We start from the raw sequence: 17,920 nt of genomic DNA, 5'->3' as shown, positions 1-17,920 counted from the left end.
CGCCCGTACCGGCCTACGGTCGGGGCATGAGCGAACGGCTCCCCATCTCCCCCACCTCCCCCGCCTTCTGGCGCAGCCCTCTGCGTGGCCCTCGGCTCACCTCGCTGCTCGGTGTCGTGCTGCTCGCCGGGATCACCGTCCTGTTCGTGACGGGCCTCGTGTCGTACGCCGCGTACAACCCGAACCTCTCGTCCGTGAACGACAAGACGCCGGACAAGGGCCTCCTCGGCTTCTACCTCTTCGCCTGGCCCACCGACCCGCCCTGGCTGTACCGCCTCAACCAGGGCACGCACGTCACGCTCGGCATCGCCCTGATCCCCGTACTCCTCGCCAAGCTGTGGTCGGTCATCCCGAAGCTGTTCGAGCTGCCGCCCGCGCGCTCGCTCGGGCACGCGCTGGAGCGGCTCTCGCTGCTCGTACTGGTCGGAAGCGCGCTGTTCGAGTTCGTGACGGGCGTGCTGAACGTCCAGCTCGACTACGTCTTCCCCGGCTCCTTCTATCCCCTGCACTTCTACGGGGCCTGGGTGTTCTTCGCCGCCTTCGCAGCGCACGTGGCGCTGAAGACGCCGACGGTCCTGCGCAATATCCGACGCGAACGAGGCGGAGAGGCAGGGGAGTTGGTCGAACCCCGGCCCGAAGCGCCAACGTCCGACCCGCCCACCGTCTCCCGGCGCGGCGCGCTCCAACTCGTCGGCGGCTCTTCGCTGTTCCTGTTCGCCACGACCGCGGGGCAGAACTTCGACGGCCCCCTGCGCCGGACGGCGATTCTCGCGCCGCACGGCGGTCCGGAGCCCGGCTCGGGACCCGGCGGCTTCCAGATCAACAAGACGGCTGCGGCGGTGGGGATCAAGGCGGATGAGACGAGTGACGAGGCATGGCGGCTCGTCGTCGAGGGGCGTCGTACGGTCCGGCTCAGCCGGGAGGAGCTGCACGAACTGCCGCTGTACAGCGCCGCGTTGCCCATCGCCTGCGTGGAGGGCTGGTCGACGGGCGACCAGTGGTGGCGGGGCGTACGGCTGCGGGATCTGGCGGAGTTGGCGGGGTACGAGCACGGCCAGGAGCCCGATCTGTTCGTGGAGTCGCTCCAGCGTGCGGGTTCCTTCCGGCGGGCCGCCCTGCGCGACAACCAGGTCCGCGACCCGCGCTCGCTGCTCGCCCTGTACGTCAACGGCGAGCCGCTGACCCCCGACCACGGCTACCCGGCGCGCATCATCGTTCCCGCCGCACCCGGAGTGCTGAACACCAAGTGGGTGTCCCGGTTGACGTTCGGAGACCTGTGAGGAGCCCTATGAAGAGCCCTGTGATGCGCGTACGGAGGACGAGCGGGCGAATGACGAGCGTACGGAACCGGTGGCGGCGCTGGTACGGCGAGAGTCCCCTCCAACTCCTGCTGCTGGCCTGCTCGTTCGCGCTCGTCGCGTATGCCGGCGTACAGCTGCTCGCGGGGGACTGGTGGGGCGTGCTGATGTGGATCGTCGGGGCGGCGCTGTTGCACGATCTCGTGCTGCTGCCGTTGTACGCCGCTGCCGACCGGCTCGTCCGGGCCGTGCTCGGGGCGGTCGGGCGCCGGGAGTGGCTGATGTTCGTGCGTGTCCCGGCGGCCCTGTCCGGACTGCTGCTGCTGGTGTGGTTTCCGCTGATCAGCGGGCGGGTCGAGCGGCGTTACGAGGCGTCCACCGGCTCGTCCGGCGATGTGTTCCTGGGGCGCTGGCTGCTGATGACGGCGGTGCTGTTCGGGGTGTCGGCGCTGTGGATGTTGATCCGTTCGGTACGGGCGCGGCGCAGGGCCACGAAGCAGCGGCCGTCCGCCGTCCACTGACTGTCTGTACCGTCCGTACGCCAGCCGAGCCGGCGGGCGCGCCTCAGGAGGGCGCGGCTGCCGAGCCGGGCCCAGGGGAACGGGGTTCCGGCGGCGCCCTGGGCGTCGGTGACGTGCACCTGGACCTGCTCGTCGACGTCCACGGGCGCGGTCTCGGCGATCAACAGGCCGCCTGGGGCGAGGAGTTGGGCGATACGGCGCAGCAGGGCGTCCGGGTCGCCGCCGATGCCGATGTTGCCGTCGATGAGCAGCGCCGTGTTCCAGCGGCCCTCCCCCGGCAACGGGTCGAACACCGAGCGGCGCAGCGCCTGTCCGCCGAGCTCCACGGTGTGGTTGACGGCCGCCTCGCTGATGTCTATCCCGAGGACCGGTCGGCCCTGTAAGGCGAGGGCCGCGACCAGCCGACCGGGCCCGCAGCCCACATCCAGTACGGCCCCTTCGCACTGCCGCAGCGCCGACAGATCGGCGGCGTCGGCTCGTGCGCACCACCGCTCGACCTCGAGCGGGAGCAGCCAGCCGTCGTTACGGCGCAGGAAGAGCGGACCGCGTCCGTCGCGGAGGGCGTCGGCGTACGGGTCGACGCACCACTCGGACGCCGCCCCCGTACCCGTACTCGCATCTGTATCCGTCGCGCTCGCCGTACTCGCCGTGCTCATCGCCCCACGACCGAGCGCTCGACGACGGAACCTTCGGCGACGGATCGCGCGGCGACGGACTGCTCGACGGCAGATCGGTCGGCGACGGATTTCTCCACGTCCGACCGCCGTACGCCCGCCGCCAGCCGGTCGAACTCCGCCGCGAACCTGCCCCCCTGCCCCTGAACCATGACCTGCTCGGCGACCAGCCAGGCGTCATACGCCGTGTCTACGTCCCGCAGCCGCGGCAGATCGCGCACGCGTAGTCCGGCGCCCGTGAGCCGGTCCCGTTGCAGGGCTCCTGTCGTGGGCGTCGACATCGGCACGCCACGCAGCAGGGCGGGGTCGGGCTCGGCGAGCCCCAGCGCCCAGAAGCCGCCGTCCTCCGCGGGCCCGAACCAGGCGTCGCAGTCCGTGAAGTCGGCCCCGAACGTGAGGAGTTCGGCGGTCACCTGAGGCGTGTCCATGCCGATGAGCAGCGTCGGTCCCGTGCAGTCCGCGAACGCCGCGGCCAGCCGTTCGTCGAGCCCGCCCGCGCACTGCGGGACCACCTCGACGCCGGGCGGCAGCCACGGCCCCGGCGCCCCGTCGAGCACCAGGACCCGCCGGTCGGCGGGCGTCGCGAGCACCGCGCTCAAGGTGTCCGCCAGCGCGGCCTCCGCGAGCGCCGCCGCCTCCTCGGGCGTGAACGGCGGGGTCAGCCGCGTCTTCACGCGCCCGGGTCGCGGTTCCTTGGCGATGACGAGCAGGGTGGTCATCGGTGGGCTCCTCCTTGGACGGGTCCGGGGGCGGTTCCTTGGCCGGGGCTTTGGTCGGTTGCGGGGCCGGGACCTTGGCCGGCGTCCGGGCCGGGACCTTGGCCGAGGCTTCGGCCGACGTGCGGGCCAGGGACTTGGCCGGCGTCCGGGCCGGGACCTTGGCCGAGGCTTCGGCCGACGTGCGGGCCAGGGACTTGGCCGGCGCCCGGCCCGGTTCCCCGCCCGGTGGCGTACGCCGGCTCCGTCAGCACCCGGCGCATGTCCCGTACCGCGTGCCACGTGCCACGCCAGGTGCCGGTGACCTTGGAGGTGCCGGTGCGTGGCAGGTACGGGACGTCGTGTTCGGCGATGTGCCAGCCGGCGTCGGCGGCGCGGACGACCATCTGCAGGGGGTAACCGCTGCGGCGGTCCGTGAGGCCGAGGCCGAGCAGGGCCTCGCGGCGGGCGGCGCGCAGGGGGCCGAGGTCGTGGAGGCGTACGCCGGTGCGGCGGCGGAGCATCCGGGACAGCGCGAGATTGCCCGCGCGGGCATGTGCCGGCCAGGCGCCACGGCCCTGCGGGCGCCGCCGCCCGAGCACCAGATCGGCCTCGCCGTCACGGATCTCGCGCACGAAGGGCACCAGCAGGGACGGGTCCAGCGAGGCGTCGCAGTCGCAGAAGCAGACGATGTCCGCGGTGGCGGCGAGCAGCCCCGCGTGGCAGGCCGCGCCGAAGCCGCGCCGCTCCTCGTGGATGACGGTCGCGCCGAGGTCACGGGCCACGTCGGCGGAGCCGTCGGTGGAACCGTTGTCCACGACCAGCGCGCGCCAGCCCTCGGGGATGAGGGCCAGCACCCAGGGGAGCGCGGCGGCTTCGTTCAGGCACGGCAGGACGACATCGACGTCGGGTTTCGTGGTGGGATTCGGGTACACGGCTTTCACAGTACGAACGTGAAGCGGACATAACGGACGGTGCGTCCTTACGAAACGCGGACGTCGGTCCACCGCCTCGGTACACCCGCCTTCTGCCGGGTTCGGATCGCCCCCTTTAGGGGCGCGGGGCTGTGTCAATTTGCGGCTCCGCCGCGATGGAGGTCCCCCCGCTCATGGGGGTCCCCCAGCTCGAGCGAAGCCGAGAGTGGGGGAGGAGCCGAGAGTGGGGGAGCGACCAGCCACAACGAACCCGCAGCGTCGAACCGACCGAACAAATCCCGCACCCCAGCGGAGCGCCCCGTCTCCTTACGAATCAAGGACGCCCGAGCCCTCCACCCCCCGGACGCAGGACATCCGCGCGCCCGCAGTGCGACCCTGGCGACATGCACCAGCAGCAGCCGCAGCCGTACGACACCTCCGGCACCCGTGTTCTCGTCGTCGACGACGACCCCACCGTCGCCGAGATCGTCTCGGGTTATCTCGACCGGGCCGGTTACGTCGTGGACCGGGCCGTCGACGGCCCGTCCGCGCTGGCGCAGGCCACCGCGCACTGGCCCGACCTGGTCGTACTGGACCTGATGCTGCCCGGCATGGACGGCCTGGAGGTGTGCCGCCGGATGCGCGGGCGGGGCCCCGTACCCGTGATCATGCTGACCGCCCGCGGCGACGAGGACGACCGGATCCTCGGCCTCGAGGTGGGCGCCGACGACTACGTCACCAAGCCGTTCAGCCCGCGCGAGCTGGTACTGCGCGTCGAGTCCGTACTGCGCCGGAGCCGACCCTCCGCCGAACCGCGCGGACAGCTGCGCGCGGCCGGCCTCAGCGTGGACCCGGAGGGCCGCCGCGCCACCAAGGACGGTACGGAACTCGCCCTCACCGTCCGCGAGTTCGACCTCCTCGCCTTCTTCCTCCGGAACCCCGGACACGCGTACAGCCGCGAAGAGCTGATGCGCGAGGTCTGGGGCTGGGACTTCGGCGACCTCTCCACGGTCACCGTCCACGTCCGAAGACTGCGCGCCAAGATCGAGACCGATCCGGCGCGGCCCGCGCTGATCCAGACGGTGTGGGGCGTGGGATACCGGTTCGACACGGCCGGTGCTGACGCGGCCGGTGTTTCCGAAGGGGAAGGAGGGGAGGACCGGTGATCGCCATGGAGGAAATACCCCCCATGCAGGACATGCTCCTCATCGCGGCCTGCGCCCTTCTGGGTGCCGTGGTCGCAGGCCTGTTGGGGGCCTTCGTACTGAGACTGGTCCGGCACCGGTCGCTCACGGTCTCGCTGCACGTCGTGGTGTTCGTGGCCGTCACCGCGATGCTGGCCGGGACGCTCATGGTCGCGCAGGGGATGTTCCTGAACGAGCACGACCTCGCCGTCGTGACGACCGTCGTCGCGATGGCGGCCCTGGTCTCCGTGCCGACGGCGATGCTCCTGGGCCGCTGGGTGGTCGCCCGCAGCCGGGAGCTCACGATCGCCGCCCGCTCTTTCGGCGACGGCGGTGACTTCGCCGCCCCCGCCGGTGGCGGAACCGCCGAACTCGCCGCGCTGAGCCGGGAGTTGGCGGCCACCAGCGCGAAGCTCCATGAGTCCCGGGAACGTGAGCGCGCCCTGGAGACCTCCCGGCGCGAACTCGTCGCCTGGATCTCGCACGACCTGCGCACCCCGTTGGCCGGACTGCGCGCGATGTCGGAGGCGCTGGAGGACGGCGTCGCGGCGGATCCGCACCGGTATCTGCGGCAGATCCGTACCGAGGTCGAGCGGCTCAACGACATGGTCGGCGACCTCTTCGAACTGTCCCGCATCCACGCCGGCGCGCTGGCGCTGAACCCCTCGCGGATGTCGGTGTACGACCTCGTCGGGGACGCGCTGGCGGGGGCGGACGCACTGGCCCGTGAGCACGGCGTGCGGCTGGTGGGGGCCGGGATCGAACCGGTGCCGGTGGAGGTGGACGGCAAGGAGATGAGTCGCGTACTGGGGAATCTGCTGGTCAACGCGATTCGGCGGACGCCGTCCGATGGGACGGTGGCCGTTTCGGCGCACCGGTCGCCGGAGGGGGTTGTGTTGTCCGTTACGGACAGTTGTGGGGGGATTCCTGAGGAGGATCTGCCTCGCGTGTTCGACACGGGGTGGCGCGGTACGCACGCGCGGACGCCTCCGGCGGGGGCGGGGCTGGGGCTCGCGATTGTGCGCGGGATTGTGGAAGCCCACCGGGGCCGGGCGATCGTACGGAACGTGTCCGGGGGCTGTCGGTTTGAGGTGACGTTGCCGACCGTGGAGGTGTAGCGCTTCCGCAGGTGGGATTGACGCTGCGGGTGCGCTGTGGCTGGTCGCTCCCCCACTCTCGGCTCCTCCCCCACTCTCGGCTCCTCCCCCACTCTCGGCTTCGCTCGAGCGGGGGGACCCCCATGAGCGGGAGGACCCCCATGAGCGGGGGGACCCCCATCGCGGCGGAGCCGCACATCGACACAGCCCCGCGCCCCTCACAGGGGCGCGGGAACTGGCATCTCGCCCGCCGGCTCAGCAGTCGCCGGAGCCCGTCGCCGCCTCGCGGAACACGGGGCTCTCGCCGTACGTGTTGTCGGGGTCGATGCCGGTCATCGTCACGTCGTTGACGTACCAGATGTAGTGGCCGTAGTAACGGTCGCCGAAGTTGAGCTGGTAGTAGCCGTGCGACCTGACCATGTGCGCCCGGTGGGTGAGCCAGCCCTTCTTCTGCGGGCCGATCCACAGGCTCTCGGTGTGCGTCTCGGTGTGGGACTTCTCCCAGGTCTTCCCGGTGGCGCTGCTGAACCCGGCGGTGAAGGCCTCGAAGGCGCCGCCGAACTCTATGGTCTGGGTCGTCGAGGTGCCGGTCGACGTGGTGTCCGACCACGTCTTGGACAGGTTCTGGTTGACGCTCGTGCAGTTGTACGCGTCGGAGGTGACCCGCTTCTCCGGGCCGAGGTACTTCTCGACCGACTCGACGTGGAACTCGCACCGGTCCGTGCCGTTGTTGCACTGCTCGAGGAGCTGCGCGACGGTCGGCTGCTCCTCGTGGTCGGCCATGGCGGTGCCGGGGGTGGCCACGACGAGGGCGGCCAGGGTGATCGCGGAGCCCAGGGCGGCCGCGATTTTCTTCCGTACGGAGTACATGTTGCTGTGCTCCCTGTGGGGGTGGGAAAGAAGGGGCAGCCCCGAGCGGAGGCCGCGGCCTCAGTGAAGCGAGCGCGGATCCGGAACCGCTCCGTACGGGATAAGGATTTGATGAAGGTTGCGGCGCGACATGGACTTCGGCGGTCCGGGCTACCGGACGCTGACGGTCAGACCGCGGACATCCGGTAGCCCACCCCGCGGACGGTACGGATGAGTGACTGGTCCTGGTCGCCCAGCTTGCGCCGCAGGTAGTAGACACAGGTGTCCACGATGCCGGAACTCTCGTCGCGGTGGTTCCAGACGCGCTCCTGTATCTGGGAGCGGGTCAGTACCCGGTCGGAGTTCTCCAACAGGTAGCGCAGCAGGGCGAATTCGGTGGGAGTGAGCCGGACCGGGCGCCCGGCCGCCCACACCTGGTGTGCGTCGGGATCGAGTTGTACATGACCGACGCTCAGGCAGCGGCGCGGCGTGGGCCGTTCGGCGGTGCGGCGCAGCAGGGCGCGGATACGGGCCGCCACCTCCTTCAGCTCGAACGGCTTGGTGACGAAGTCATCACCACCCACGTCCAGTCCGTGCACCCGGTCGTCGACCCCGCTGCGCCCGGAGAGGAACAGCACGGGCATGGTGAGGTCCCGTTCGCGCAGGGTCCGGCATACCTCGAAGCCGTCGAGGTCGGGGAGGTTGACGTCGAGCAGGACGAGGTCGGGGATGCGCCGTGTGACGAGGCGCAGGGCCTGGTGGCCGGTGGCTGCGCAGGTCACCTCGAAGCCGATGAATTCCAGGGCCGTGGCAAGCACGTCGCGGACTCCGACGTCGTCCTCCACCACGAGGAGATGGGTGGCGGGGGCGGCGCCCGAGGGAGTGGAGGGCGAGGAGACAGCGGTTGTACGGGAGTTGGGGACAGGCTTGGTCATGTCCTGTTCCTTTGCTGACTTTTTGAGACCTCAAAGCTTCACAGGCGCACCCATGGTCACACGTACCCGTAGGTAGGGTGAGCGACTTCGTCCACTTGCTCGAATCCACCGTCTTCGGACTCCCATGGCTCCATCCGTCCCTGCTCTGTCCCTGCCCTGTCCCCGCTTTGCACGCGCAGCGGTTACGGTGCTGACGTGCTGGTCGATGGAGAGGGGGCGGGAGTTATGCCGGGAACCGTGCTGCTGCTGGCGGCCGCGCCGGTGGGCAAGAGGTCTCTGGTGGACGCGGCGTCGGTGCTTCCCGTGCTCGCGGCGGTGGCGCCCGCGGTGCTCTCCGGCACGGACACCGCGAACGTTGTCGAACTCGCCGACCCTCTGGAGCCCCAGGCCGTCCTGACCCGCCTGCGCGCCGCCGCCACGGCCCCCGGCCCGCTGACGGTCTTCGTCACCGGCCAGCTCCAACTCGACCGCCGCCAACGGCTTCCGCACCTGGCCCTGGCCCGTACGACCCCGTCGACCGTCCGCTACACCGGCTTCCCCTGGCACTGGATCCGCGAGGAGCTTCGGCTGCGGGCGCCAGGCGGTACGACGGTCTTCGCCGACCTGCACGCCGACGCGGAGACCTGGCAGCACCTGGTCACGCAGCCGCTCGCCGTCGGGCCGGGGGTCCGGCTGTACGGCCGGGTCGCCCCGCCCCCGCCCCGGCGGACGCTCGCCCTGCCGACGTACATGAAGTCCGTCGCCACGATCCTGCGCAGCGGCCACCGTCCGGCGCCGCACGAGTTGCACCAGCAGGCGCTGACACGGGTGGCCGGCGAGGAGCCGGACGCCGTCCGGCGGGACCTTGTGCTGGCGGTGGAGTCGTCGGGGGCTGCGGCTGCGGCGCCGTTCGCGGAGGCGGCGCGGGCCGCCTACGCCGTCCCGGCGGGGGGCGCGCCTGCGTCGGCCGTACCCGTCGGCTCACCGCGGGAGGGGTCTGCGTCGACGGTCCACGCCGCCCCGGCACGGGACGCGCCTGCGTCGGCCGTACCCGTCGGCTCACCGGGGGAGGGGTCTGTGTCGGCGGTTCACGCTGCCGCGTCGGGGGAGGCGTCTGGGCCGTTCGTCCCTGCCGGCTCGCGGTCGGTGACGTCCGCATCCCTGGCTCCGGCGGCCGCGTCGGGGGAGGGGTCTGCGTCGGCGGTTCACGCTGCCGCGTCGGGGGAGGCGTCTGGGCCGTTCGTCCCTGCCGGCTCGCGGTCGGTGACGTCCGCATCCCTGGCTCCGGCGGCCGCGTCGGGGGAGGGGTCTGTGTCGGCGGTTCACGCTGGCGCGTCGGGGGAGGCGTCTGGGCCGTTCGTCCCTGCCGGCTCGCGGTCGGTGACGTCCGCATCCCTGGCTCCGGCGGCCGCGCCGCGGGAGGCGTCTGCGCCGCGGGAGGCGTCTGCGTCGGCGGGCCACGCTGCCGCGCCAGGGGAGGTGCCTGCGCCGTTCGTCCCTGCCGGCTCGCCGACGGAGTCGCCCGTATCCCTTGCCCCGGCTGCCGCATCGCGGGAGGAGTCTGAGTCGGCGGTCCACACCGCGTCACCTGGAGAGGTGCCTGCGCCGTTCGTACGCGCCGGCTCGCGGCCGGAGTCACCCGCGGGTCTTGCCTCGGCTGCCTCACCGCCGAAGGTGCCCGCGCCGTTCGTCCCCGCCGTGCCGCCGGAGGCGTCCGCGCCCTCCGTTTCTTCCGCCGCATCGCCGGAGGCGTCCGTCTCCTCCGACCCCCATGTCGAGATTGCCTTCGCCGTGGAGGACGGGCGGCATGGGGACGCCGATGGGCTGGCCGCTCGTTGGGAGCAGGATGCGTTGCGGGTGTACGGGGCGGGGTCGGATGAGGTTGTGCACTGGATGGAGGTGCGGGCTGATCTGGCCATGTTCGCGGGGGATGCCGTGCGTAGTTGTCGGACGTGGATGGCCGTGGCCGATGCGCGGCTCGGGGCGGGGCAGTCTTCTGACGCCCCCGCCGTCGAGGCGGCTGTCGACCGGGCCCATCACCAGTGGGGGCGTATCGCCGACGCGGGTGCTGCTCGCGAACTGGGTGGCGCCCTGGTCGAGTTGCGGGGCCGCGTGCCGGGGCGTCGTGAGGGGGCGCTCGAGCATGTGCACCAGCGTCTGGAGCAGCTTCGGGCTGCTCAGCGAGTGGGCTGAGCTTCGCCGGGGGCGGGGTTTCTTTCCCCAGCCCCGCCCCTTCCCGAAACTGGGGGCTGCGCCCCCAGGCCCCCCTTGGGCGTTGTATCTCGGCTGACGGTGCGTTGTGGCTGGGCGCGCAGTTCCCCGCGCCCCTTACGGGGCGCACCCCCCGGCGCCTCTTACGAGGCGCACCCCCCGGCGCCTCTTACGGGGCGCACCCCCTCAGCCCCGCCGCCGTCGCGAATTCCCGCACCCCCTCCTCGAAACCCACCTCCGGCTTCCAGCCCAACTCCCCGCGCACGCGCGCCGAATCGGCCGTGATGTGCCGGACGTCGCCTAGCCGGTACTCACCGGTGACGACGGGCGCGGGTCCGCCGTGGGCGGCGGCCAGTGTTTCGGCCAGGTCGCCGACCGTGTGTGGATCGCCGCTGCCGACGTTGTACGCGCGGAACGGGGCCGCGTCCGAAAGGGCCTCCAGTGCCAGCACATTGGCGGCAGCCACATCGCGTACGTGTACGAAGTCCCGGCGCTGGCCCCCGTCCTCGAAGACCCGCGGCGATTCCCCGCGTGCCAGCGCGGAACGGAAGAAGGAGGCGACCCCGGCGTACGGGGTGTCCCGCGGCATCCCCGGCCCGTACACGTTGTGGTACCGAAGCGAAACCGTCCGCCCGTCCACCGCCCGAGCCCAGGAGGCGGCCAGATGCTCTTGGGCGAGCTTGGTCGTGGCGTACACGTTCCGCGGATCGACGGGGGCGCCCTCACTCACCAGCCCAGGTGCCAATTCATCCCCGCACACAGGGCAGTTGGGCTCGAAGCGTCCGGCGTCCAGGTCGGCGACATCCCGCGGACCGGGCCGTACGACCCCATGCCGCCCGCACTCGTACCGCCCCTCCCCGTACACCACCATCGACCCCGCGAGCACCAGCCCCCGCACCCCCGCGTCCGCCATGGCCGACAACAGCACAGCGGTACCGAGATCATTGCTGCTCACATACGCGGCCGCGTCCTCGAACCCCTTCCCCAGCCCCACCATCGCCGCCTGATGACACACGGCGTCGATCCCGTCGAGCGACCGCCCCACGGCGTCCCGATCCCGCACATCGCCCCCGGACACGAGGTCGTACACCACCCCCTCATGCCCCCGCGCCCGAAGCGCGGCCACGATCGCCGACCCGATGAACCCGGCTCCGCCGGTGACCAGTACTCGCATACGAAAACGCTAGGCCCGCCAACCGCCGGAACGGCGGTTCCGCGCCCAACACGTCACGGCTCCGTAAGAAGCACAACGTCGCACCGGACCAGGGCAAAACGGCATACAGGTTGAAGGAGTGGTGAATAGCCCATCATCCTTGGCGCCATGACTCTCGCCTCCGCGTCGTTCGACGCACGCGCTATGGGCGACTACGCCCACGACTGGGCCCTGGTCGACGTGGAGACCTCCGGACTCACTCCTCGGCGGGACCGGGTGCTGTCCGTCGCGGTGGTGACGATCGGTCCGGACGGCGAGCAGACGGGGGAGTTCTCCACGCTGCTCAACCCCGGATGCGACCCGGGACCGGTGGACGTGCACGGGCTGACGCCTGAGCGGCTGCGGGGTGCACCGACCTTCGACCAGGTCGCCGGGCGAATCGGCGCGATGCTCCAGGACCGGGTCCTGGTCGCCCACAACGCCCAGTTCGACTACGACTTCCTGGCCTACGAGTTCGCCCGTGCCCGGATGTGGCTGCCGGTGTCACGGCGGTTGTGCACCCTGGCCCTCAATCGCCAGGTGGATCCGCCGACGGCGGACATGAAACTGGGCACCCTCGCCGCTCACTACGGCGTACCGCAGCTGCGGGCGCACGACGCACTCGACGACACCCGCGTGCTGGCGGGAATCCTGCGGGCGACTCTGCGCGAGGCGGCACGGCTCGATCTGCCGTTGCCGCTGGTGAGCTGCCCGCCGCGGGCAGAATCCACGTTCACGCCGCAGCCGCCCAAGACGCCCTGCGCGTACCGGAACCCGGGACGGCTCGTTCCCGGCGGACCTCTCCAGCAGGGGATGAAGATCGCGATCACCGGGGAGACCGCCCTCGCCCGGGCGGAGTTGGTCGGTCGGGCTGTCTCCGCCGGGCTGAACATGATGCAGTCCGTCAGCCGGCACACCAGCGCACTGGTCACCAACGCCCCGACGTCCGATTCGGCAAAGGCCCGACGCGCGATCGCCGACGGCGTACCGGTCATCGATGAGCCCACCTTCCTGCGCCTGCTGACCGACGTACGAACCGGGACAGCGCATGAGGCGACGGCTGCCACAGCCACAGCCGCTGCAGTGCTCGCACCGGTGACGGAGCCGGTGACGCCACAAGCCCCGGCCGACGCGCCCGTATCCCCCACGGGCTCTGCCACATCCACACCGGTCGAGCCTGTCCTCCCGGTGCTCTCACCCAGCGGGTCCGTTCCCGCTCCCCGCCCGCCCGCGAGCCCGGTGAGTACGTCGGATGAGCCGCTGAAGGGCCGCCGGGTCCTCGTCGTCGGCGGTGTCCATACCGACGCCGTCGCGGCCCGTACCCGCGTCGTCGAACTGGGCGGATCCGCGGCCATCAACCTGTCGGCGAGCGTCACCGATGTCGTCCTTCTCGTCGGCGGCCCCAAGGACCGCCGCATGAACCGCATCACCGCCCTTGAGCTCCCCGTACACGACGCACACTGGCTCACCGCACCGACAGTGGCCGACCAGGGCACGGCGGCCGTCCGGGCGCAGGAACCACAGGTCGTGCCGAGGGGCGGCGTCATCGACCTGCCCATCCAGAACGGCGCACCCGCGCCCGAGTGCTACGTCACCGCGAGCTGGGCCCCGCAGGCCGACTGCGAGATCGACGTCGTCGCCTTCATCCTCGACGAGGACGAACAGGTCACCTTCGACGAGGACTTCATCTTCTACGGCGCTCCCGAGAGCCCCTCCGGCACAGTACGGCTCCTCACCGGCGGCCCGGCCGAACAGACCATCGCCCTCGACCTGGCGTCCATGCCGCCCGCGACCCGCAAGGTCGTCGTCGCCGCGGCCATCGACAGCGCCGCCACCTTCGGTACGGTCGGCGCGATCCAGATCGGTGCGGCCCTAGGCAGCAGCGGGGCACCACTCGCCCGGGCCACCCTGGACGCCGCGACAACCGAACGCACCATGCTGCTCGCGGAGATCTACCGCAGGGGCCCGCTCTGGCGGCTGCGCGCCGTCGGCCAGGGCTATGACCACGGGCTCGGCGCCCTGGCACGCGGATACGGGGTCGACATCGCCGACTAGCGGGACGTGACCGTCCTGGCTGTTGGGGTGACGATGCGCACGCTCGCCCTGCGGCGGCCGGGGTTCCGCAGGGCGCGGACGCCCGTGCCGCGGAACCAGTACCCGGCGCCGAGTCCGAGGACCGGCCCGGGCTCGCCCCCCCGCACAGCGCGAGCGTCCGCGCCTGGACTACCGGGACTACTCCGTGCCGTCCGCCGGCAGGCGCTCCGGCAGCCCGAGGCGCGGGAACTGGTCGTCATGGAACGTGACGATCTCTGTGATCGCCCCGCCGGTGACGCGCAGGACGTCGATCGTCAGCGGCAGGTACGCGCCCTCCTGCTTCTGCCAGAGGTAGAAGGCGGCGGCGGGCTGCCGGTTCACGGAGGTGAGGACGGCGCGCAGGCCCTTCATGCCCTCGAAGCCGCCCTCGACCCAGTCGTTCACCACCGCGTCGCGGCCGACGTGCAGGCCCGGCGTGGGCGGCATCGAGCAGCGGACGTCGTCCCGCAGCATCGCGGTGAGCGCCGGGATGTCCGTGGCCACGCTGGCGTCGGTGTAGCGGCGTACCAGCTCGCGCGTCCCGGCGTCCTCCTCGCCGCCGGTCCAGTCCTGCCGGTCGGCGGGCAGGTGCTCCCGCAGGCCGGCGCGGGCCCGCTGCAGCGCGCTGTTCACGGAGTTGACGGAGACCCCGAGGGCTTCCGCGACGTCCTTCGCCCGCCAGCCGAGCACGTCCCGCAGGATGAGCACGGCCCGCGGGCGCGGCGCGAGGTGCTGGACCGCGACCAGGTACGCCAGCTCGATCGTCTCCCGCGCGACGGCGACGCTCTCCGGCTCGTCCGCGTCGCCCGCGGGCAGCTCGTCGAGCAGCCGGTCCGGGTAGGGCTGCAGCCACAGCACCTCGCCGCCGGTCGCGGGCTCCGGGCGGCCCTTGGCGATCAGGTCCAGGCAGGCGTTGGTGGCGATCCGGTACAGCCAGGCCCGGAACGTCGACCGCCCCTCGAAGGTCTCCCGCCGCCGCCAGGCACGCAGGAACGTCTCCTGCACGGTGTCCTCGGCGTCGTCGAACGACCCGAGCATCCGGTAGCAGTGCACATGCAGCTCCCGCCGATGCCGCTCCGCCAGCCCCGAGAACGCCGCCTCATCGACCTCCCCCAGCCCGCTCCCGCCCAGCTCCTCCACCCACGTGTCCGCACTCATCACGTCATCCTTCCGCCTCGTCGTGTCCCGTCGTACGTGTGACGGGCGCGGGCGCGAAAACTCATCACCGGGTCTGTGGCAACGACGGAAGCGATCCCAGGGAAAGCTGGTCGAATCACCGGTCCGCCAGCATCTCCAGTGCCCCCGAGACCAGCGTCCGTACGCCCGGACCCACCGTCGTCAGGTCTGGGGCGAAGTGGGGGCTGTGGTTGCTGGGGACCTCTGCGAGTTGTTGCAGTAGGTCGCCGGCCTTGGATGCCTCGTTCCAGACGTCGGTGGGGGTGCTGGTCACGAACCAGTACGCGTAGGGGAGGTTGCCGTCGGCGAGGACGGGGAAGTCCTCGCTGCCCATGACGGGGCCGAAGTCGAGGATCGTGTCCGGGCCGAAGACCTCGCCGTGGACGGCGGCTACGCGGCGGTCGGTTTCCAGGTCGTTCACGGTGACCGGGAAGCTGCTGCCGATCGTGATCGTGGGTTCGGTCGGGCAGCCCGCTGCCGCGCATTCGCCCGCCGCGACGCGGCGGATCGCGGCGAGCATCTGGTCGCGTACGGCGGCGGACTGCGTACGGAGGTTGAGGGCGATGTGCGCCTCGGACGGGATGATGTTGTGCCGGGTGCCGGCCTCGATCTTGCCCACCGTCAGGACGGCGGACTCCCGGGCCGCCAACTCCCTTGATACGACGGTCTGGAGGCGCGTCACGATGTACGCGGCCGTCACCACCGGATCGACCGTCGCCTCCGGCCGGGACCCGTGGCCGCCCACCCCGTGCACCACGATGTCGACGTCCGTCGCGGCGGACATGATCAGGCCGGGCGAGTGCGCGTACAGCCCGGCAGGCCCGGGCGTCGCGTGCTGCGCGAGCAGGACGTCGGGGCGCGGGAAACGTTCGTACAACCCGTCCCCGACCATCGCCGCCGCCCCCTCGCCCGTCTCCTCGGCGGGCTGGCCCACCACGAGCAGCGTGCCGGACCAGGTGTCCCGCCCGTCCGCCAGCGCGGACGCGGCGCCCGCCAGCCAGGTGACGTGCAGATCGTGTCCGCAGGCGTGCATGACGCCGGGAGCCTCGGAGGCGTACGGCAGCCCGGTCTCCTCGGCGACCGGCAGCGCGTCCATGTCGCCGCGCAGCAGTACGGTCGGGCCGTCGCCGTTGCGCAGCAGCCCCACCACACCCGTACCGCCGACGCCCTCGACCGTCTCGTACCCCGCCGCCCGCAGCCGCTCCGCGAGCCGCCCCGCCGTGCGGTGCTCGGCGAGCGACAGCTCCGGATGGCGGTGCAGGTCACGGTAGAAGTCCTCTAGCGCCGGGAGCGGGAGGTCGGCGGTGAGGTCCAGCGCGGTACGGGCGGCGGCAGAGGTCACGAATGGCAGCGTACGGGTCCCCCCGGGGCGGGGCAGGTTTTCTGGGGCTGCGCCCCAGGCCCGCATTAAGAGGTCATACCTCGGCTGCGGGTTCGTTGTGGCTGGTCCCGCCCACGCGGCGGAGCCGCCAATTGACACAGCCCCGCGCTCCTGACGGGCGCGCTTGCAGTCGCCCACCGGTTCACGGCCCCCACCGTGCCGGTCAGGCGTTCGCCTTGGCGTCGCACTCGAACCACACGGTCTTCCCGGTACGGCCGCCGCCCGTCAGCGGCAGCCAGCCCCAGCGGTCCGTGACCGCCTCGGTGATCAGCAGGCCCCGGCCGCCCTCCGCCAGTTCGTCGTCCACAGCTGTGGACGACGAACTGGCGGAGGGCACGTGTCCGTCACCTCGACCCGCAGCCCCTCGGGTGTCCGCAGCATCAGCAGCGAGCAGCGCCGCCCCGGTACGTGCCGTACGACGTTCGCGATCAGTTCCGTGAGCGCGAGGCCCGCCGCGTCGATCAGTTCGGGCATCTCCCATGCCATGAGATACGCCCGGAGGATGCGGCGCAGGTGCCGGGCCGAGTGGTCACCGACGGTGAAGTTGCCGCCATACCTGGCGCCAAGACCCGCCTCTTGAAGGTCAGTTGCGTGATTAACGTCACCAGAGTGGAGTGATCCGATTACGCTCGGCTACACCCGGAACGAAACGATGTGCCGTGTGCACTTGAGAGTTGGCGCCACATGGTGAATATCCGCCACCTCGACCCCAGCGCGAGCCCGCTGGACTACTACGGCGCGGAACTCCGCCGCTACCGCGAGGCCGCCGGGCTCAGCCAGAAGCAGTTGGGCGCCGCCGTGTTCTGCACCGGGTCCCTGATCGGGCAGATCGAAACGGCGCACAAGGTCCCGACGCGGGAGTTCAGCGAACGGGTGGACGTGGCCCTCGAGACGGAGGGCGCCTTCTCGCGGTTGGTTGGGCTGGTGCTGCGGTCGCAACTGCCGAGTTGGTTCCAGCCGTTCGCCGACATGGAGGCGCGGGCCTCCTACATCTGCACGTACCAGGCGCAGTTGGTGTACGGGCTCCTGCAAACGGAGGAGTACGCCCGCGCGGTGCTGGCAACGGGCATGCCGAGCAAGCTCGAGGAGCTGGTGGCGGCCCGCATGGAACGCCAGCGCACCCTGTCCCGGGAGCACCCGCCGCTGACTTGGGTCGTACTGGACGAGGCCGCACTGCACCGGCCGATCGGTGGCCGGACGGTCATGCGCAACCAACTCGCCCACTTGTTGGGCTGCATCGACCGCCGGTGGGTGCGAATCCAGGTGCTGCCGTACGAGGCTGGTGAACACGCAAGCCTCATCGGATCGTTCACGAGCATGCGCTTCGAGGATGACCCGGACATCATCTACACGGAAGACCTGATCTCGGGGCACATGACTGCCAACCCGGAGACTGTCCGGGAAGCCGCACCCCGTTACGCTCACCTGCAGGGTGCCGCCCTCTCCGTGGAGAACTCGGCGGCACTGATCACCCGCGTAATGGAGGAACGCTATGGAGACCAGCGAGGGCGTGACCAACACGCGGTGGCGTAAGTCGAGTTACAGCGGCAACACCGGTGGCGAATGCGTGGAGGTCGCCGACCTCACCCCCCACATCGCCGTCCGCGACTCCAAGAACCCCGAAGCCGGCGCCTTCACCGTCACCCCGGACGCCTTCGCCGCCTTCGTCACCTCCCTCTAGCCCCCCAGGCACGTAGTCACGGAAATGTGACACTCGACCCACCGAGTGTCACATTTTCTC

Annotated in this window: 14 protein-coding genes and 2 pseudogenes; 7 read left to right on the top strand and 9 right to left on the bottom strand. The window is 71.3% G+C overall.

The window, feature by feature from the left end; genetic code table 11:
* The first annotated feature begins 26 nt into the window (after nucleotides 1-26).
* Complete coding sequence (locus OHT21_RS22940) at nucleotides 27-1,280, top strand: molybdopterin-dependent oxidoreductase (RefSeq protein WP_328770230.1); 1,254 nt, start codon at nucleotides 27-29, stop codon at nucleotides 1,278-1,280.
* Between the two features lie 382 nt (nucleotides 1,281-1,662).
* On the opposite strand, the gene OHT21_RS22935 is transcribed toward OHT21_RS22940, so the two are convergent.
* The 3 genes and pseudogenes from OHT21_RS22935 to OHT21_RS22925 all read right to left on the bottom strand — a co-directional run.
* Complete coding sequence (locus OHT21_RS22935) at nucleotides 1,663-2,475, bottom strand: class I SAM-dependent methyltransferase (protein ID WP_328770229.1); 813 nt, start codon at nucleotides 2,473-2,475, stop codon at nucleotides 1,663-1,665.
* Nucleotides 2,472-3,212 (bottom strand): TIGR04282 family arsenosugar biosynthesis glycosyltransferase, encoded by a 741-nt coding sequence (locus OHT21_RS22930; protein WP_328770228.1) that lies wholly within the window; start codon nucleotides 3,210-3,212, stop codon nucleotides 2,472-2,474. Before OHT21_RS22930 ends, OHT21_RS22935 begins: the two co-directional genes overlap by 4 nt.
* A 226-nt stretch (nucleotides 3,213-3,438) precedes the next feature.
* A pseudogene (locus OHT21_RS22925) lies at nucleotides 3,439-4,132 on the bottom strand (glycosyltransferase family 2 protein); the annotation flags it as partial.
* A 374-nt stretch (nucleotides 4,133-4,506) separates the two neighbouring features.
* Between OHT21_RS22925 and OHT21_RS22920 the strand changes: the two are divergent.
* Both OHT21_RS22920 and OHT21_RS22915 read left to right on the top strand, forming a co-directional pair.
* On the top strand, nucleotides 4,507-5,268 hold the full coding sequence (locus tag OHT21_RS22920; RefSeq protein ID WP_328770227.1) for a response regulator transcription factor: 762 nt from the start codon (nucleotides 4,507-4,509) through the stop codon (nucleotides 5,266-5,268).
* A 23-nt stretch (nucleotides 5,269-5,291) separates the two neighbouring features.
* Nucleotides 5,292-6,404 (top strand): sensor histidine kinase, encoded by a 1,113-nt coding sequence (locus OHT21_RS22915; protein ID WP_328774185.1) that lies wholly within the window; start codon nucleotides 5,292-5,294, stop codon nucleotides 6,402-6,404.
* A gap of 234 nt (nucleotides 6,405-6,638) precedes the next feature.
* Here the strand turns inward: OHT21_RS22915 and OHT21_RS22910 are convergent, their stop codons facing one another.
* Nucleotides 6,639-7,253 carry a hypothetical protein gene (locus OHT21_RS22910; protein ID WP_328770226.1) on the bottom strand — a complete coding sequence of 205 codons (615 nt, stop codon included), beginning with the start codon at nucleotides 7,251-7,253 and terminating at the stop codon, nucleotides 6,639-6,641.
* Between the two features lie 167 nt (nucleotides 7,254-7,420).
* The gene (locus OHT21_RS22905; RefSeq protein WP_328770225.1) at nucleotides 7,421-8,167 is read right to left on the bottom strand and encodes a response regulator transcription factor; all 747 of its coding nucleotides are present in this window, start codon (nucleotides 8,165-8,167) and stop codon (nucleotides 7,421-7,423) included.
* Between the two features lie 225 nt (nucleotides 8,168-8,392).
* Between OHT21_RS22905 and OHT21_RS22900 the strand changes: the two are divergent.
* Nucleotides 8,393-9,181, top strand: a pseudogene (locus OHT21_RS22900) (hypothetical protein); the annotation flags it as partial.
* Between the two features lie 1,345 nt (nucleotides 9,182-10,526).
* Here OHT21_RS22900 and OHT21_RS22890 read toward each other — a convergent pair.
* A complete protein-coding gene (locus tag OHT21_RS22890) occupies nucleotides 10,527-11,531 on the bottom strand; it encodes an NAD-dependent epimerase/dehydratase family protein (protein ID WP_328770224.1) in 1,005 nt (334 codons plus the stop codon).
* Nucleotides 11,532-11,678: 147 nt separating this feature from the next.
* Between OHT21_RS22890 and OHT21_RS22885 the strand changes: the two genes are divergently transcribed.
* On the top strand, nucleotides 11,679-13,604 hold the full coding sequence (locus OHT21_RS22885; protein WP_328770223.1) for a TerD family protein: 1,926 nt from the start codon (nucleotides 11,679-11,681) through the stop codon (nucleotides 13,602-13,604).
* A 177-nt stretch (nucleotides 13,605-13,781) separates the two neighbouring features.
* Here OHT21_RS22885 and OHT21_RS22880 read toward each other — a convergent pair whose 3' ends face one another.
* The 3 genes from OHT21_RS22880 to OHT21_RS22870 all read right to left on the bottom strand — a co-directional run bounded on the left by OHT21_RS22880 (nucleotide 13,782) and on the right by OHT21_RS22870 (nucleotide 16,516).
* Nucleotides 13,782-14,780 carry an RNA polymerase subunit sigma-70 gene (locus OHT21_RS22880; RefSeq protein WP_328770222.1) on the bottom strand — a complete coding sequence of 333 codons (999 nt, stop codon included), beginning with the start codon at nucleotides 14,778-14,780 and terminating at the stop codon, nucleotides 13,782-13,784.
* Nucleotides 14,781-14,895: 115 nt separating this feature from the next.
* On the bottom strand, nucleotides 14,896-16,140 hold the full coding sequence (locus OHT21_RS22875; RefSeq protein WP_328770221.1) for an amidohydrolase: 1,245 nt from the start codon (nucleotides 16,138-16,140) through the stop codon (nucleotides 14,896-14,898).
* 202 nt (nucleotides 16,141-16,342) lie between these two features.
* Nucleotides 16,343-16,516 (bottom strand): ATP-binding protein, encoded by a 174-nt coding sequence (locus OHT21_RS22870; protein ID WP_328770220.1) that lies wholly within the window; start codon nucleotides 16,514-16,516, stop codon nucleotides 16,343-16,345.
* Nucleotides 16,517-16,863: 347 nt separating this feature from the next.
* Here OHT21_RS22870 and OHT21_RS22865 point away from each other — a divergent pair, with 347 nt between their 5' ends.
* Both OHT21_RS22865 and OHT21_RS22860 read left to right on the top strand, forming a co-directional pair.
* Nucleotides 16,864-17,712, top strand: a complete 849-nt coding sequence (locus OHT21_RS22865; protein ID WP_328770219.1) for a helix-turn-helix domain-containing protein — start codon at nucleotides 16,864-16,866, stop codon at nucleotides 17,710-17,712.
* Nucleotides 17,690-17,860 (top strand): DUF397 domain-containing protein, encoded by a 171-nt coding sequence (locus tag OHT21_RS22860; RefSeq protein WP_328770218.1) that lies wholly within the window; start codon nucleotides 17,690-17,692, stop codon nucleotides 17,858-17,860. The genes OHT21_RS22865 and OHT21_RS22860 overlap by 23 nt, the downstream gene beginning before the upstream one ends.
* Nucleotides 17,861-17,920: the final 60 nt, after the last annotated feature.

It is taken from the genome of Streptomyces sp. NBC_00286, from assembly GCF_036173125.1.
In the GTDB taxonomy this organism is placed as follows: Bacteria; Actinomycetota; Actinomycetes; order Streptomycetales; family Streptomycetaceae; genus Streptomyces.
The sequence above is the reverse complement of the archived record's forward strand: the minus strand, read 5'-3'. Positions and strand labels throughout refer to the sequence as shown.